Genomic DNA, 18224 nt, shown 5'->3' with positions numbered 1-18224 from the left:
CGAGAGGCTCTGCCTCTTGTCAAGAAAAAGGAGGCGGAGCCTCCGAGAATGGTTTCCCAGCCTGGAGGCTGGGAAACAGTTGGGGCAAGGGCTGTATCTTAACTTAGTACCATTCGTTTCTGAGCGTTTGATTTAGGATTGCTGTGTTACAACTTATTTGCTTTCCTGCATATTTCTAACTAGTTTAGTTACTAGCTTTCTGGGAGTAAATCTTACAGATTCAGCGAGTAGCTTATTTTTAATTCCAGGAACTACAACAGTTTTGTTTTCAAATAGACCGCGATAACCGATTTGGGCTACTGTTTCCGCAGTCATAATTTTTTGACCGCTTACCAACTTTGAGTCTTCCATTGCGGCTCTTTGTTGAAAACCAGATTCGGTAGGCCCTGGACAAAGTGCTGTTACAGAAACGCCTGTACCTTCTAATTCATTAGCGATCGCTTCTGAGAATGATAAGACATAGGCTTTGCTAGCGTAGTATACTGCCATCAGTGGCCCTGGTTGAAAAGCAGCAGTGGAAGCCAAGTTTAATATTTTTCCAGATCCCCGTTTAACCATACCTTTGAGAAATAACTTGGTTAAATGTGTCAGACATAAAACATTAACCTGTAGCAATTGCATTTCAGCATTCAGGTCAATTTCGTTAAATAATCCGTAGGTAGCAAACCCGGCATTGTTCACCAACACATCAATATTGATTGATGCTTGTTCTAGCTCTGTGAAAATTTCTTCTGGGGCTGATGGGTTAGATAAATCTTTGGAAATAACTTTGACATCAATGCCAAATTTATTTTTAAATTCATCGGCGATTTTATTCAGCTTGTCCACGCTTCTAGCTACCAACACAAGATTGTAACCATCCTGAGCAAATAATTTCACGAATTCATAACCGATGCCGCCAGATGCACCAGTAATAAGAGCCGTTTGTTTGCGATTAGTCTGCATAATTTTCCTCTATTAACAGCTTGAAATAAATAGACATCTGGTGAAAATAACTATGTGTTAATCCAGAAACCTTATAGATACGTAGGTTGTATCTATCCATTCTTTTTCACTCATGTCTTTTATAAATCATTAGTTATTAGTCATTATTAACCTAACGTTCTTTAAGCTTGATTATTCTCTCTCCAGAATAATTAAGAAGTGCTAAGTCAACACAATTAATCACTGACTACACAACAAAAAATTATTTATTTCCATTGGGAGATTTCCAAGCGAACTGCCGCATTTGTTCCTAAGACTTTTTGCCCACGTTCAGGTAAGTAAACATACGCAACATATATACCTGGACTGGATTCGGAAGTCGGATTTAACTTTGTTACTGGCTCTTTTTCTTCAGAGTTCCAACTGTATTTAGCCTCATAAGTGCTATTTGATTCGGCAACATCAGTAATTAGATAGTCAGACCACAAAGGTACTTGGTCGAGATGACTGTCACGTAACCAATTTGTCTCTTGTTTTGTGAATGAATGTAGTGCTAAACGCAGAGCATATCTACATATATTATCATCACTGGCTGAGTTTCTTGGGATTAAGAAAGCTGTAAATAGGGGAACAGGTTTATCTGTTCGGGTTAACTCTTGTGTAATTGGGCAATAATGAGCGATCGCTTGCTCATATATAGGAATAGGAAGACCACGCAAAGCCACCCTAGTTTCTAGTTGATAAAAGTTCTTGTCCAAGTCTTGTAACTCAACATTGCTCAGAGACAGTTTCACCTGGATATCACCAAACAAAAATCGTTGCAGGTTTTGATAACCTTCTTCGGAGTTCAATATGCCATAACGTCCCCCATGAGAGCGATGAACATAAGCACGATGAGATCCCCTGATATAAGCTTTATCAATCTGAACTAAACCATCACTTTTCACTCCCACAGTCTTGCGTGAGAGACCAAAAGCTTCTTCATAATCATGTGCATTAGTGCCGATTAAAGAAAAAACGCGGTCTGGCGAAAATCCATTCTCTATGATTTGTAGTTTTTCTAGCTGAAAGTTATCGGGTAACTCATCTGTTGGCCGGACATCAGGTGTTAAATACTGATACATCCGCTGAGGACCAAAGTCATCAGAATTATTCAATTGAAATTTGTCCCTCAGATTTTCCAGCAAGCCACTCCCCACTTCAAAATAAATACCGCCATGAGGTGTAGCGTAGGTAAAGAATTTGTCAATGCTGTCGGCAGCTTGCTCGCCTTGTTCTGGATAAATCTTTTGAATCAAGCTGCGACAAACAAGACCTCCCATTGAATGGGCAATAAGATAAATTTTGTCAGCACCCGTCGTTTCCTTGACATTCTGGATCAAGTCTCTTAAACCCTTGGCGATCTCCTCCATCTCTTGTCGAACTACACTTGAAGAGCCAAAACTAGGTGTAGATATATCATAAAATCGATAGATCCAAATAGTTTTATGAAGTTGACCGGACAATCTTTTAATCTGATGGCTCACATTCTGATTGTCAACAATCGGTTGATAACCATGATCGGTCATTAGCCGCAGCAATGGACTCTCGAAAAAAAACTTCTGAGGATTTTCCTTCTCATCTACTCGAATATGCGTTGAACCACTATTGAATCCATAAAAGGGATCGTTGACTGTTTGCTCAACGTCTTTTTGTGTACCTGCATATCCACGAACGAAGACGATTGGTAAATACTGCATATATATCCTTGCTATTTAATCAATATTTTTTCTCGTTCCCAGGTTAAATCTGGGAACGAGTGCAGAATATCAAGACAAGTTGTCTTATAGCGGTTCTCAGTGAGGTACAAGAACCCCACCCCCAACCCCCTCCCCGCAAGCAAGGAGGGGACTATGATGTACCTCATGTGATTAGTAAACGCTATAGTACAAACATTTTATTAATTCGTAGCGAATTCTCTGCGTTTAAAACACTACGATTTTACACGGGAGCTGTACTTAGAAAGTTTTCACGAACTCAATTAGGGCTTTCTTATCTTCATCTGGGAGATTTGAGCCAAAATAATGACCCTCATCTTCCACAAAGTCAGGAGATTTGTTGGCTCTTAAAAGTACACGTGCCAATTTACCCTTAATTCCACCGCCCGGTTTCAAGTCTTGGAAAAGGTTGCCGAGATTGAGAGATGTAATCGCCTCTCTGATATTGATGCTTGCTAGCAAATTCACAGGTGTACCTTTAGGAACAGGAAGCCTAAATCTAGGATTCGGATCTCCTGGGGGAAGCTCTAATTTGGTATCTCGATCTGTCCTACTGATAATTCCCTCACGCTTTTCAGGCCACAGCAGCTTTTCCATCGCATCCGTATAGGCTTCTACACGTCCTTTCACTGAAGGATCTTCGTTGTAAAGTCCTAGTGTGTTGTTGTGAAGAAGTGGTGCTGTTGCCCAAATGCTCACTAGTGAAGGTGTACGGTAATATCCCAAACCGCCGTCAGGTATCTTAAATTCGATAGGTTTTTTCTCATCGAAGGGGTTGTACAGCGTCAAAGTACCCGGTGAAGGCAGTTCTTTGTAAGTCTTCGACGAGAACTGATCCCAAATATGCCCCTTAGCGGCATTTGTCCCTAGCGATCGCGCCGCATTCGTACCAATTAGTGTAACTGGATAACGCTGGTCATCAGACAAGAAGTTGTGGTCGAGGAAATTACTACTGAGTACAGACTCTTCGTACCATTTTTGAGCCTGTTCGGCGTCAGCTGCGATCGCAGCCGGTGGCTTTTTGCTGGAATGACAACTAGCACAAGTGCTGGCAAAAACCAGCTTGCCACGTTTGAGAACTTCTTCATCTTTAGTCAAGAACTCTTCACCACCTGGTGCATCTTTCAGGTGCATCGGCTGGATGGTTTTTAAGAATGCTTCCGCATCAGCCATGCGTGCTTCTGTCTGTCTCCAGCCTTCGCACTCCTTCCGTGCCTTTTCGATATCAAAAGGTTTTTGGGGAGTTCTGCCTAATAAAGGCTCATGGAGACTTGTCCAGTAATCGCCGCACATCCCAATGTTGACGTAGACGCGTAATGAGGCAATTGGCACTCCTGTAGAGTCTGCACCATCCTTGAGAATATGATTGACATCCTTGGTTGAACCATCGTTCATCACCTCTGGATATTTGGGGCGATCGCCTAAATTAAAAATGGAATTGATCGCATTCGGATTGTTGATGTGATCGGTGGCAATCCGAGAAGTATCAGAAGTTCCAGGTCTTTGAGAATCAAGTACTTGCTTAACAAAACTATTTTCTCCAACGCTGGATGCAAATAATTTATTTTCCTTAATGTACTGATTACCCAATGCTGCTACAAGGTTTTCCCATTTTGGATGTTCCTTGTCTTTGGGTGGATTGAGGGGATCTAATGCTACGTGACAGATGGCGCAGGACTGGCCAATTACGTAGGGAGGCTCAACTTGTGAGTTTTTGGCATATTCAACAGGGTTCCATTTAGCCGAGTCGAAGTTGGGGTTGGGGAACTTACGCAACCCAATTACGCCAGTTGAGAGCGGATCTTTACATTTATCTAGCAGCAATCCGTATTCATCTGGCGCTGTCGCCTTTTCACATCCAGGATCGTTAATTGCACCATAACGTTGCAATCGCTCGTCATGCATACGCGAGTCAATCAGCTTTAGCAGATCAACACCGCCACGCGTTCGCTTCGCTAAATCGCGATAGTACTTAGAATTACCGCCAGTCCATAAGTACCAAGTGCAACGACCCCGTTTCTCGGCATCTGTCAAATTCTCCTTTGTGTACTCTGGGAGATAACCGATACCTTCGCAGTTATCAGGGTATTCAGATACACCCGTATCTAAATACTCAGTACTTATGGAGGTAGGTATTTTACTATACTCATCAGCTAGAGCTGTAGGCGTTCCATAAAAGCCGCAGACTATAAACATAGTCACGAATAGGAGGAGCAGACAGCCCTTAAAAATTAGACTTGTCTTTTTCATAAAACTCTCTGGTTGTAACACCTAAACCTTTTACACTGCACCTCACGTTTGCAGAGGTACATTAATGATTCATCACTAATTTCCCATTTTCCAGATTTAGTCTAAGGAGATTTTGATGATTAATGTACCTTACTGAGGTTCGTTATATATGAAGTTACTACACAACTTTGTAAAACGTCATCAATAAACTTTTATACATTTCTAAATCAAAAATTTAAAAATTTGTAAATTTACAATGGTGTTCAATAACCAATTTGCTATGGTTATATCGATTTCCTACATACTTGGTTAAATTTGTAACAAATTGTTAGCAGCTACTTTTAAGGTTGCCTTAACCTTTTAAGAGAAATAAAAGACGGAAATTTTCACTTTTTTTAAGAATTGCTCTGTAAATCCCGTAGGTTTACAAACTGCAAAAGTCCTTATATAACTGTAAAAACCAATAAGGATAAATATCCATGCTGAAACTTGGTAGGTAAATTTAAGTAACAAAAACTTAATACTTAGCGATCGCATCCGAAAACCTCCACTGTAGATTTGTAGACATAAAAAACTGCCCTCCCAGAGACACTAGAAAAAATAGTTCTCTGGCGAGACTGTTAGTGCTACGAATAATTTTGACTTCTAATTTTATTGCCGAAACAATAGATAAAGACAGAGAAACACATGGAAAACGATATTATATTTGAGCCATTGAGATTCCGTAATCTCACAGTAAAAAATCGGATATTTCGCTCTAGTATTTCTGGCAGATGGGATAACTATGATGGTTCAGGTACTCAAGCCCGAATCAACTGGGAAGAAAAGTTTGCTCGTGGTGGTGTAGGAGCGATTATCAGTTCCTTTGTTCCAGTCGCCATCCGGGGACGAATTATGCCCAATTACGCCACCATTAACTGTGATGAGCGCATTCCTTTTTGGCGAAAAGTAGGAGAAAGAGTCCACGAATATGACTGTAAATTTATTTTGCAATTAAGTCATTCGGGGCGACAGCAAGATATTGGTGGTGTAGAAAACTTAGGAAAAAAAGCCTTAAGTTCCACTAGCCAAACTGAGCCATTCCACGGCTTTTTGTGTCAAGCGATGACACTAACAGAGATAAAAGAAACAATCCAATACTTCGCCGATGGTGCTAGACGTGCCCGTGAAGCAGGTTTAGACGGGGTGGAATTGCACAGTGCTAATGGATATCTTTTTAATCAATTTCTCAGTTCTGGAATTAACGACCGTCAAGATGAATATGGTGGTTCATTAGAGAATCGAGCGCGGTTTTTGCTAGATGTAATTAGAGCAATCCGCAAAGAAGTAGGCAACGACTTTCATCTGCAATTCAAAATTAGTGCCGTTGACTATAACAACGCCGTCACCTTTTGGGAAAAACCAGGTAATACCATAGAAGATTCCATCCAAGTTTGTCAATGGGCAGAAGAAGCTGGGGCTGATGCCGTGCATGTGTCAACTGGTAGCTTATTTCCTCACCCGCTCAATCCCATTGGTGATTTTAATTTTGATGTCATTACAAAAACTTATGATGCCATGTTGTCAAGTGGTGTCGAAACCACACGTAACTACATTTTATTTCGTAAAGCATTTTTGCATCCAATTTTCAATTTTTTATGGAATCGGGTGAAAAAGCAATTGCCTCCTCAAGCTTTTAGTGGTGATGATGTAAAAGACCCTAAAATCAAGCAGTTACTAATAGAGAACCAAGGCAGAAACTTACTAGATTCCAGAGAAATTAAAAAGCACGTTAATATTCCTGTATTATGTACAGGTGGTTTACAGCAAGCTTCTTATATTCGTCAGGCAATTAGCGATCGCTATTGTGATGGGGTGACAATGGCTCGTACCCTAATTGCTAATAATGACCTAGTTAAATCTTTTCAAGCAGGTAAAGACCTGGCAGAGAAACCCTGTACTTATTGCAATAAATGTCTGCTGAATGTAATTGAAAATCCTTTGGGTTGTTACGAGCAGGATCGCTTCAATAGCTATGAAGAGATGATGGAAGAAGTAATGTCAGTCTTTCATGAAACTCAGTTTGCAAATTTATCTAGATAAAAAAGCGATGCGTATCACATCGACAATTTCGCTTACAAATAATCTCGACAAAATGGGGAGTGTTTCATGACTGAACAAACAAACCCTACCCTACTTCCAACCTCAATCAAGGGAGTATTCCAGCGGATTTGGGTTGTAATTGTAGGTATTGTAGCAGTAGCAGTATTTTTCCTTTGGCCTGTTTTGTCCAACTCCCCAGTGGATTATGCTGATATTGAAAACCACTTTAAATATGGTTCAATCGGCAGCGAACCCATCAATGGCATCCCTTACTGGATTTGGAAAGTTTTACCAGAATTATTCTCAGATAAATTACCTGGAAAAGGTTACACTTCTCTGGGATTTATCAAAGAACCTGATAAAGATTTACCTATAGGTTTTTCGCAACGCAGAATCTTTATCGATAGAGTTGGGTTGAATTGTGCTGTATGTCATACAGGAACCCTGCGAAATACCCCTAATAGCGAACATCAAGTCATCACGACAATGCCTGCTAATGTGGTTAATTTGCAGGGATATATCAAATTCTTATCAGCAGTTGGTGTAGATGAGCGCTTTACTGCTAACCGGATGTTGCCAGAAATTGAAAAAATTAGTGGTGGTCTTAATCCCATTGAAAAATTACTTTATCGCTTCATTGCAATTCCTCAAACTAGAGATGCACTAATTAATCAGGCATCTCGACTTGATTTCGTTGAAAAACAACCAGATTGGGGCCCAGGAAGAGTAGATACTTTTAATCCTTATAAAGCAATTCAATTCCATTTCCCAATGGATAAATTGCGTGAGGATGAACTGATTGGTACTTCTGATTTCCCCTCAGTTTGGAATCAAAAACCCCGTGAGGGATTGCAGTTACATTGGGATGGTAATAATACTTCTGTTGATGAACGAAATAAGAGTGCGGCTTTAGGCGCTGGAGTTACACCCACAACAATTGATTTGCCTCGAATTCAGAGAGTTGCCGATTGGCTTTGGGAACTACCACCACCAAAATATCCCTACGAAGTTAACGAAACTATAGCAGCGAAGGGAGAACAGCTTTTTCAAAGCAATTGTGCTAGTTGTCACGCTTTTGGTGGTGCATATACAGGCAAAGTTGTCCCAATTCAAGAAATTGGTACAGACCCTCATCGTCTTGACTCATATACCTACAAAACGATGTCTAACCAAAATACTCTGTATACAGGGTATCCGTGGCGCTTTAAAAATTTCCGTAAGACTAATGGCTATGCAAATATGCCCCTTGATGGTGTTTGGTTACGTGGCCCTTATCTGCACAATGGCTCAGTTCCCACCTTACGGGATTTACTAGAAACACCAGAAAATAGACCTAAAGAATTCTATCGTGGCTACGATGTCATTGACAGAGCAAAAGTTGGCTTTGTATCTGATGTCGGTGTAGAAAACGGTAAGCAATACTTTAAGTTCGATACCACAAAACCTGGAAATAGTAACAGTGGTCATTTATATGGTACCGATCTTCCTACAGAAGATAAAAATGCACTAGTTGAGTACATGAAAAAGCTTTAAAAGGAGAGAAAAATGAATAATTACGCTAAATGGTTTAGTCGCGTTACTTGGGTTGGCATTATTGTTAATATGCTTTTTGTCATTCCCTCTTGCTTCTTTCCAGAACTAATGTTGACGTTCCTTCAAATGCATATACCAGAGCCAATTATCTGGGTTCGCGCTGCGGGAATGCTGTTGTTTATTATTAGCGCATTTTATATTCCTGGGGCACTTGACCCGTACCGATATCAGGCAACTGCCTGGATATCAATATTTCCTTCAAGAGCTTTCGGATCGACATTTTTCATTTGTGCAGTGCTTTTCTTTGGGCAAGATAAAGGATTTTTATCCATTGCCTTTGTAGACCTGTTTTTTGGATTAGCGGAAGTAATTCTTCTGACTTTAGCAATGCGTAGCAAAATGCAATCGCTGCAATTCCAGTGAAGCAATTCTTCTAATTTTATCCCTAGTCTAGTGTAGGTATATTCCTGCACTACAAACAGATTCTTCTGCAAAGGAGCAAAAGAGTGCCATGACAATACTCAAAAATAACATAGGTAAGGTAATCACAAGCATTGTTTTAATTGTGATCCTTTTAGCTGGTGTAGTTGGGTATGTGGGATGGTACAACCTTTTTCGAGAGGTTCCCACATATTATGAATCGCCTGAAGAACACTTTAAATATGGTTCTATTGGTACAGAAGAAGCGCAAGGTGTTCCCTATTGGATTTGGCTGGTACTACCACGAATATTCCCTGATAAATTACCAGGGTCAGGTGGTTATACTTCCTTGGGAATCACATGGGAAGAGGGTAAAGAAATGCCAGTTGGATTTACGAAAAAAACCATTGGCTTCCCTCGCGTCGGTATAACTTGTGCCGTTTGCCATACTGCTACCTATAGAAAAACAGAGAAAGATAAACCCACAATTGTGGCCGCTGCTCCTGCTAATAAGTTTGATTCGCAAGGCTATTTACGATTTTTGAGTGCAACTGCTGGTGATGCGAGATTTACAGCAGATTATATCCTTGACGAAATCAAATATAATTACAACCTTTCCTGGTTAGAAAATTTACTTTATCGCTATGTGCTAATTCCTCAAACTAAGAAAGCACTGCTGCAACAAAAAGAAGACTATAGTTGGACAGATTCTCGTCCTAACTGGGGCCCTGGTCGAATTGACCCTTTTAATCCAGTTAAATTCAATACTTTAAAGTTGCCCAAAGATAACACTATTGGCAACTCTGATATGATGCCTCTTTGGAATCAAAAGATGCACAAAGGGTTTGCACTCCATTGGGATGGGTTAGAAACTTCACTAACAGAAACTGTTCAAACTGGAGCAATTGGTGACGGTGCTACCAAAAAATCACTTCCTGTAGCCGATTTACAACGAGTAGAAGATTTTATTCGAGAACTACCACCTCCTAAATATCCATTTGCTATTGATGAGCAAGTGGCTACAAAAGGAAGTCAAATTTTTGCTAATACTTGTGCATCTTGTCACGCTTTTGGTGGGGAAAGAACGGGTACTGTTATCCCTGTGGAAGAAGTGGGAACTGACCGCCATCGATTAGATATGTGGACGCAAGAAGGAGCGGATACTTACAATCATTTTGGTGATGGCTACCCTTGGGACTTTAAAAACTTACGCAAAACCAATGGGTATGTATCTGTTTCTCTAGATGGATTATGGTTAAGAGCGCCATATTTACATAATGGTTCAGTCCCATCTCTACAAGATTTGTTAGAAAAACCAGAGAATCGTCCTCAAGTTTTCTATCGAGGATATGATGTCTACGACCCGAAAAAAGTTGGCTTTATTACTGAGGGAGATGAAGCCAAAGCTATAGGTTTTAAATACGATACGACGGTAACTGCTAATTCAAGTCAGGGACATATTTATGGCACTGATTTATCTGATGAGAATAAAAAAGCTTTGATTGAGTATCTGAAAACTCTGTAATGAAAGTTGCTAAATCACATCAGCATTTAGCAACTTTATGATGTCGATCCTTTACTACCAAATGCTAAAAAACTTAATTGGAGATAATCGTGAAACCATATTTACCACAAAAAGATCCTGATGTTAATGTCCGAATCAATTGGCTAGATAGAAATCGAGAAGAGTACAAATTTAATTACGATTATCTAGCTCCTCTACCAGTCATTGATAAAGTTCCTCATAAGGAAATCTTCTCGGCAGAATATACTGCTAAACGTTTGGCAAGTATGGCAAGTCTTGCACCAAATATGCTAGCTGCTAAAGCCAGAAACTTCTTAGACCCATTAGATGAATTGGAAGAATACGAAGAACTTTTGTCACTCCTACCAAAACCCGATGTCATAAAAAATTACAAAACAGACTCTTGTTTTGCGGAACAACGACTCTCTGGAGCGAACCCATTAGCTATCCAAAAAATTGATGTATTACCTGATAATTTTGCTGTCACAGATGCACATTTTCAGAAGGTTGCAGGTACAGAATTTACTTTGCAAAAAGCACTCAAGGAAGGCAAGCTGTATTTCTTAGATTATCCTTTATTATCTGATATTAAAGGTGGTGTCTACGATAATGTTAAAAAGTACCTTCCCAAGCCACAAGCTCTATTTTACTGGCAAAGTAATGATAGTTCTAATGGTGGTTCTCTAGTGCCTGTTGCCATCCAGATTAATCATGACTCTGGTGGAAAAAGCGTGATTTATACACCAGATGACCCCCATTTAGATTGGTTTTTGGCAAAAACCTGCGTTCAAATTGCTGATGGCAACCATCAAGAATTGGGTAGTCATTTCGCCTATACCCATGCAGTTATGGCTCCGTTCGCGATTGTAACTGCGCGGCAACTAGCAGAAAATCATCCCATCGCTTTACTGTTAAAACCCCACTTCCGTTTTATGCTATTTGATAACGATTTGGGGCGCACTCAGTTTTTACAACCTGGAGGCCCGGTTGATCAGTTTATGGCAGGTTCATTGGCGGAGTCTCTTGGATTTGTAGCGAAGGTTTATGAAGAATGGAGTGTTGAAAAATTTACCTTCCCTCGGTTAATAAAAAGTCGCCGAACCGATAACCCAGAAATTTTACCGCACTTTCCTTTCCGGGACGATGGCATATTAATTTGGAATGCCGTCGAAAAGTTTGTGGCTGAATACTTGCAACTCTATTACAAAACCTCACAAGATATCAGTGACGACTATGAGTTGCAAAATTGGGCTAGAGAATTAGTAGCTCAAGATGGTGGTAAAGTCAAGGGAATGCCAGCCAAGATTGAGACTCTAGAACAACTGATTGAAATCATCAGTGTGGTAGTATTCACTTGCGCTCCTCTACATTCTGCTTTGAATTTTTCTCAGTACGAATATATGGCTTTTGTACCCAATATGCCCTATGCAGCCTACCACCCAATTCCAGAAACTAAAGGTGTGGACTTGGAAACTATCATGAAGATACTTCCTCCTTTTAAACAAGCTGCCGATCAGGTGATGTGGACTGAGATTTTAACATCGTACCACTATGACAAATTGGGTTTTTATGATGAGGAGTTTGCCGATTCATTGGCGCAGGAAATTGTGGTGCAATTCCAACAAAATTTGCATGAAATAGAACGGCAAATAGACATTAGAAATCAAACTCGTCCCATACCTTACAACTACTTCAAGCCTTCGGAAATTATTAACAGCATTAATACTTGAATTAGTTTTAGTAAAAAAGAGGAATCACAATGTCAAATCAGCAAGTAACCGTCACCGCTCGACTAAAAGTGAAGCCAGGTTTGGAAGACAATTTCAAGCAGGAATTCCAACCTGTAATAGCTCTTACTCTTACAGAAGAAGGTTGTATTAATTACGATTTGCACCAATCTGTTGACGATCCATCTTTGTTTCTGTTGCATGAAAACTGGGTCAGCCAGGAAATTTTAGCTCAACACCTAGAGCAGCCGTATATTAAAGCTTTAGGGGAAAAATCAGGACAATTTTTAGTTGAACCACCTGAAGTCAGGTTATGGCAGCAGATTGCGAACAACTCCTAGCTGGTGATAATAATGACATCAAGGGTGTTATTGTATGGTGCAACTGGCTATGCTGGAAAACTCATTGCTGAATCTGCTAAAAATAATGGACTGGAATTAATTTTAGCTGGACGCAATCAAAGTTCACTAGCAGCTGTAGCCAATGAATTAAGTTTGGACTTTCGGGTTTTTGGCTTAGACGATCCGCAAGCGATCGCTCGCTCTCTTGAGGATATAATTGCTGTCATCAACTGCTCTGGGCCTTTCTCCAAAACCTCAAAGCCACTTGTCGATGCCTGCCTTCAAACTAAAACTCATTATTTAGATATAGCTGGCGAAGTACCTGAATTTCAGGCGCTACAAGCACGAGATGCTGAGGCTAAAAGTGCAGGGATAATGCTTCTCCCTGGTGTGGGATTTGGAGTTGTCCCTACTGATTGTGTAGCTGCTTATCTCAAACATAAGTTAGCAGTTGCAACGCGACTGATTTTAATCTACGAAACAGTCGGCGGTGTATCTCAGGGAACTGCAAATACAGTACTGCCAACTTTACATCATATCGGGGTAGTCCGAGAAGCAGGTAAGCTCATTCCATCTCGCCCAGCATCGAAAAGACGTAAAGTTGATTTTGGTTATGGCTCCGTGACAGCGGTAACAAACCCTTGGCGTGCTGATATTATCACTGCCTTTCAGACTACGGGTATTCTCAATATTGAGGTTTATACCGTATTTCCTAATCCTGTGCGCTTCTTGATGGAGTCGAGCCAGTATTTAGGATGGTTATTTAACTTGTCTCTATTCCAAAGTACTTTAGCAAGTCTAATTAAAACTTTACCCACTGGGCCAACGGTGGCAGAACGAGCCAAGGGACAAGTTCGAGTAATTGGTATTGCTGAAGATGAAACTGGTCAACAAGTAACTGCAAAGCTCTTAGGCCCGGAAGCATACGATTTTACGGCATTAGCGGCTGTAGCGGTTATCAAACGGGTAATTAAAGGCGAAGTTAAGGTAGGATTCCAGACTCCTGCATCCGTATATGGGGCAGATTTTGTCCTTGAAATTCCGGGAGTTATCGGGTTCGACTAAAATTAGGACTGACGCAAAACTAATACCAATTCAATCGATGATTGCAACACATACTTGGGTAAAGACGCGATTCATCGCGTCTCTACAAATGGTCTATGTGTTGCATTTTTTTTCAAACTGCAACTATACGCGCTCTGGGGCAATTCATGAATTGCCCCTACCTGGAAATAATTCTTTTTGCCTATTGTTTGCGTTAGTCCTGTAAAGATATACCAGGAAACTGGGTTTTTAGGTTTGATATCTTCTTCCGTGAGATTGATTCTACAAAACATCCTCAAGCATAGATGTTAATTCTTTATTTAACCGACCAGATTTGACAAATTCTGCATAAGTATCTGCCTCAATTGCCAACAGTTCTCCTCGAAATTGTTCAGTCGTAAAGCTCTGAAGATTCGGATATTCACCTTGTAATTTGTCAATTTCCATCCGTAAATCTGCAAGTTCGCCTTTGATTAGTGTCTCTTGATAACGGCGAAATTCTGGGTCAATACCGGGGCGTTGGTCTGCCTGGAGGTGTTCTAAAACGCGTTCTAAGGCAACATGACGGGCAACGAATTCTAAATATTGCTCGCGTAAGGGTGCATCACCTAGCAAATTGAGTTTTTCCAGCAAAGGTTTGATGGTCAATCCCTGAACAAGTAGAGTAAATAAAACTACTCCAAATACCGTTGCAATGATTTTTTCTCGCTCTGGTAGTATTGTCGATACACTCAATGCCAGGGCAATGGAGACGGAACCGCGTAACCCACCCCACCATAGGATAGTTTGTTCTGGTAAAGAAATTTCCGATTTGGTGATGCTAGTACTCAATTTGCTGAGAATGTAAATACCAACTGCCCGCATCACAATCATTGCTGCGACTGTCACCATTATGATTTGCAGGTTTTCGCCTAAACTAGCAAAGCGTATTTGGTCGCCAATTAGCAGGAAGACAATTGAATTAACAAAGAACGCCAGAAATTCCCAAAATTCGGAAACAATAATCCGGGTGCGGGGATTCATGCCGATACGAGAGCCAAAGTTGCCTAAAATCAAACCTGTGGTGACAACTCCAATTACCCCAGAACCGCCCAAGTCTTCAATAATCAGGTAAGTCCCATAAGCGGAAACTAGAGTTAAAGATTGTTCCACTAAGGGCAAATCGAAACGCTGGGTAAGGTAGGAAATACCAAATCCGATAAAAGCTCCCACCGCTACACCGATGCCAATAACTGTAAATAACTGTAATAAAATTGGCTGGAATTCCAATTCTACAGTTCCCAAAGATAAGGCTACCAAAAAACCAAAGGCAACTACAGCCATGCCATCATTGAACAAGCTTTCGCCTTCCATTAAGGTGACAAGCCGACTATCTACGCCCAGTTCACGAAACAAAGCGGTGACAGAAACAGGGTCAGTGGCAGATAGACTAGCTGCAATGAGTAAAGCTGTAGTTAGAGAAATACCAACGAGTTGATTGAGAGCGATCGCTACCCCTGCGATCGCAATTAACACTCCAAACACCGCATACAAGCAAATTGGCACTAAATCCCGCTTCAGTTCCGCCCATTTCAAATTCCATGCGGCTTCAAATAGCAGCGGTGGTAAAAAAATGAACAAAATTAATTCGGGGGAAAGGGTTACTAAACGGACATCAACAAACGCCAAACCTAAGCCGACAATCACCAATAGTAAGGTGTAAGGTATGTTGCGAAACCAGCTAAATATCTGCGGTAGTGTCGCCACGCCTAAAGACACCGAAAGTACCAACAGAAACTGCTTGAGATTATTTGTAATGACTTCCTCGGCGATCGCTGATTCAAGCACCATAAGAAAATTCCTGGTATAATTTTGCCTTTATCCTCATCTGACTATTTTTAGATGAGACTAGATTAATGTAAGACTTTAATTAACAAAGAAAGAAGATTTAACAGTTAACCGAGTATTTAGGAGGAAGGTCTTGGGTAATAACATTCGAGACCGGTTTAAAAATTTCCGCCGTCGGGGTTCGCAGCCGGAACAACTCCAACAGCTACAAACAGACTTGCTGGCTGAATCCACTCTAGACTCAGCTTACATAATTTTGATTATTAGCTCCTGCGCAATTGCTACTTTGGGTTTATTGTCTAACAGTGCGGCTGTGATTATTGGCGCGATGATTATTGCCCCCCTGATGTTGCCGATTCGCGGGTTAGCTTTTGGTGCTTTGCAAGCAGATATTAGCTTATTTCGCAAAGGAATTATTGCCGTAGCGGTGGGTACAGGATTAGCGGTAGCGATCGCCTTTACTCTGGGTTTGCTGGTGGGATTGCCGAGTTATGGTAGCGAAGTACTGGCTCGATCTAGACCAACGCTGTTAGATTTGGGAATTGCGGTAGCAGCTGGTGGTATCAGTGGCTACGCGAAAATTGAAACGAAAATCTCTGGTAGTTTAGCGGGAACTGCGATCGCTGTTGCCCTCATGCCTCCCATTTGTGTCATTGGCTTAGGCTTGGCACAAGGAAATTGGTCACTCAGTTTCGGGGCAACTCTACTTTATCTCACCAACTTGCTAGGTATTGCCCTCTCGTGTATGGTGACATTTGTGGTAGCAGGTTACACTTCAATGGCGCGGGCGCGTCAACCCCTAATTTGGACTATGGCATTGACAGCTATCCTGCTAATTCCCTTGGGAGTCAGCTTTGCCCGACTTGTACGACAAGCACAACTAGAAAGCAGTCTACGACGGGCATTGTTGAACCGAACTGTCACCTTTGGCCGCTTGCAGTTGCTTAACAGTAATACCAATTGGTTGACAAATCCCCCAGAAGTGCGTTTGAGTGTCCGGGCAAGAGAACCCGTCACACCTCGGCAAGTAGAATTATTAGAAGCATTTATCAAACAAGAGATGGGGCAAGCATTCACGCTAATTTTTGAAGTTGGTCAAGTTGACGAAATTCGCCGTTCCGAATCCACTCCCTGAACTTGCTAATTTGGCATGAATGAGGGGAGAATCTATCAGTCAAGTCAAACTAACTCTCCAAAACGTAATAGTGGATGTTACCGAATTAGTCAAAGTTTCAATTATTCTCTTGGTTCTGGCTACAGGTGTAGCTTTGCTGTCCCGGCGGTTGAGAATCCCTTATGTTACGGGTTTAGTATTAGCTGGTTTGCCCATCACTGAGTTATTGTCTCGTCGGATTGGTTTAAATCCAACCCTTGTTTTGGATCTTTTCTTGCCAATTCTCATCTTTGAAGCTGGTATTAATACAGATGTTAGCCGCCTACGCAGCACCTTTAAACCAATTGCCCTACTAGCTGGGCCAGGTGCTTTGGTTTCCAGTGCGATTATTGCCGTCCTGTTGAAATTTGGGCTGGGACTGAGTTGGATACCTGCGTTATTTGTCGGAGTAATTCTGGCAAACACTGATACTGTTTCCATGATTGCTGTATTTAAAGATATACCAGTACCCTCGCGGCTTTCCACCATCGTTGAAGGAGAAACTCTATTCAATGATGCCGCTGCCCTAGTTTCCTTCAACCTAATTTTGCAAGTATATTCAACAGGCTCACTCACATTTATAGAGGGAATCCAACAACTGCTATTTATCTCTCTAGGAGGCTGCGTTGTGGGGTTAGTCTTGGGCTACTTGAGTATACCTGTTTTCGCCCGTTTAGATGATGCTCTTAGCAGTCTTTTGCTCACAGTCGCAGTTGCATTAGGAACTTTTCAGGTTGGGCAATTTCTCGGTGTATCAGGTGCTGTAGCCGTAGTTGTAGCTGGATTAATTTTCGGGAATTTGGGGCTTTCTCAGAATACTTCTGCTTCTAGCCGCATCACTTTGTTGAGTTTTTGGGAATATGCGAGTTTTACTGTCAACACCTTTATTTTTCTGTTGATTGGTGTAGAAATAAATTTGGTAACGCTCTGGAAAACTTTACCTGCAATTCTACTTGCAGTTTTGGCTTATCAAATCGGGCGAGTTCTTACGGTGTATCCACTGCTAGCAGTAGTTCGTTGGATTGACCGCCCAATTCCGCTGCGCTGGCAACATTTACTGTTTTTAGGCAACATTAAAGGTTCACTCTCAATGGCTCTGGCATTGAGTTTACCTACAACACTGCCAGGGCGAGATGTCCTGATAGCTATAGTCTTCGGCTGTGTGCTGGTTTCGTTAGTGGGACAGGGTTTAAGTTTGCCTTGGGTGGTAAAACGCTTAAAATTATCTAAATTTTCCGAAGTTCAACAACAGGTTGAAGAGTTGCAAGCTCAGTTGATAACGGGTAAGGCAGCACAAGATGAATTAGATAGCTTGTTGAAATCAGGGGTATTACCAAAAGCCGTTTATGAAGAGATGCGTTCAGCTTATCAGGTACGAATTGCCGGTGCAGAAAAAACACTACGCGAATTATATAATCGTCGCCCTGATGAGGTGGAAGGTGGAAGTGGCAAGAGTAGTAAACTTGAAGCTATTCGCCGACGTTTACTGCTGGCAGAAAAAGGAGCGCTCAATGAGGCAATGCGGAAGCGAATTCTCTCGGAAGAAATTGTGCGTGGACGGATACAAACTCTCGATGAACAATTACTGAAATTAGAAGATGATTAAGGATATGGGGATTGGGAATGGGGCATAGTCTGGGTTTTATCAATGAACCTTTGAGC

Annotated in this window: 13 protein-coding genes; 9 read left to right on the top strand and 4 right to left on the bottom strand. The window is 41.3% G+C overall.

Features of this window, described 5'->3' with window-relative positions:
* Window positions 1-153 precede the first annotated feature (153 nt).
* The 3 genes from CDG76_RS32540 to CDG76_RS32530 form a co-directional block, all read right to left on the bottom strand.
* Window positions 154-945, bottom strand: coding sequence for an SDR family NAD(P)-dependent oxidoreductase (locus tag CDG76_RS32540; RefSeq protein WP_094352979.1), 792 nt, complete (start codon window positions 943-945; stop codon window positions 154-156).
* 245 nt (window positions 946-1190) lie between these two features.
* On the bottom strand, window positions 1191-2663 hold the full coding sequence (locus CDG76_RS32535) for an esterase/lipase family protein (RefSeq protein ID WP_094352978.1): 1473 nt from the start codon (window positions 2661-2663) through the stop codon (window positions 1191-1193).
* 258 nt (window positions 2664-2921) lie between these two features.
* Entirely contained in the window at window positions 2922-4877 is a 1956-nt protein-coding gene (locus CDG76_RS32530) for a hypothetical protein (protein WP_223265484.1), read from the bottom strand.
* 720 nt (window positions 4878-5597) lie between these two features.
* On the opposite strand from CDG76_RS32530, the gene CDG76_RS32525 reads away from it, so the two are divergent.
* The 7 genes from CDG76_RS32525 (at window position 5598) to CDG76_RS32495 (ending at window position 13603) form a co-directional block, all read left to right on the top strand.
* Window positions 5598-6992, top strand: coding sequence for an NADH:flavin oxidoreductase (locus CDG76_RS32525; RefSeq protein WP_094352976.1), 1395 nt, complete (start codon window positions 5598-5600; stop codon window positions 6990-6992).
* Between the two features lie 66 nt (window positions 6993-7058).
* Window positions 7059-8525, top strand: coding sequence for a c-type cytochrome (locus CDG76_RS32520; RefSeq protein ID WP_094352975.1), 1467 nt, complete (start codon window positions 7059-7061; stop codon window positions 8523-8525).
* A 12-nt stretch (window positions 8526-8537) separates the two neighbouring features.
* A complete protein-coding gene (locus tag CDG76_RS32515; protein ID WP_094352974.1) occupies window positions 8538-8948 on the top strand; it encodes a hypothetical protein in 411 nt (136 codons plus the stop codon).
* A gap of 88 nt (window positions 8949-9036) precedes the next feature.
* Entirely contained in the window at window positions 9037-10470 is a 1434-nt protein-coding gene (locus tag CDG76_RS32510; RefSeq protein WP_094352973.1) for a c-type cytochrome, read from the top strand.
* Between the two features lie 89 nt (window positions 10471-10559).
* A complete protein-coding gene (locus CDG76_RS32505) occupies window positions 10560-12200 on the top strand; it encodes a lipoxygenase family protein (protein ID WP_094352972.1) in 1641 nt (546 codons plus the stop codon).
* 29 nt (window positions 12201-12229) lie between these two features.
* Entirely contained in the window at window positions 12230-12538 is a 309-nt protein-coding gene (locus CDG76_RS32500; RefSeq protein ID WP_094352971.1) for a putative quinol monooxygenase, read from the top strand.
* Window positions 12539-12550: 12 nt separating this feature from the next.
* Window positions 12551-13603 carry a saccharopine dehydrogenase family protein gene (locus CDG76_RS32495; protein ID WP_094352970.1) on the top strand — a complete coding sequence of 351 codons (1053 nt, stop codon included), beginning with the start codon at window positions 12551-12553 and terminating at the stop codon, window positions 13601-13603.
* Between the two features lie 261 nt (window positions 13604-13864).
* On the opposite strand, the gene CDG76_RS32490 is transcribed toward CDG76_RS32495, so the two are convergent.
* Window positions 13865-15412, bottom strand: coding sequence for a cation:proton antiporter (locus tag CDG76_RS32490; protein WP_094352969.1), 1548 nt, complete (start codon window positions 15410-15412; stop codon window positions 13865-13867).
* A 130-nt stretch (window positions 15413-15542) separates the two neighbouring features.
* Between CDG76_RS32490 and CDG76_RS32485 the strand changes: the two genes are divergently transcribed.
* Window positions 15543-16544, top strand: a complete 1002-nt coding sequence (locus CDG76_RS32485) for a DUF389 domain-containing protein (RefSeq protein ID WP_094352968.1) — start codon at window positions 15543-15545, stop codon at window positions 16542-16544.
* A 70-nt stretch (window positions 16545-16614) separates the two neighbouring features.
* Window positions 16615-18168 carry a cation:proton antiporter gene (locus CDG76_RS32480; RefSeq protein ID WP_094353057.1) on the top strand — a complete coding sequence of 518 codons (1554 nt, stop codon included), beginning with the start codon at window positions 16615-16617 and terminating at the stop codon, window positions 18166-18168.
* Window positions 18169-18224 lie beyond the last annotated feature (56 nt).

The sequence above is a fragment of the Nostoc sp. 'Peltigera membranacea cyanobiont' 210A genome (assembly GCF_002246015.1).
Lineage (GTDB): Bacteria > Cyanobacteriota > Cyanobacteriia > Cyanobacteriales > Nostocaceae > Nostoc.
Note: the sequence above shows the minus strand (reverse complement) of the source record. Positions and strands in the feature narration are given on the sequence as shown.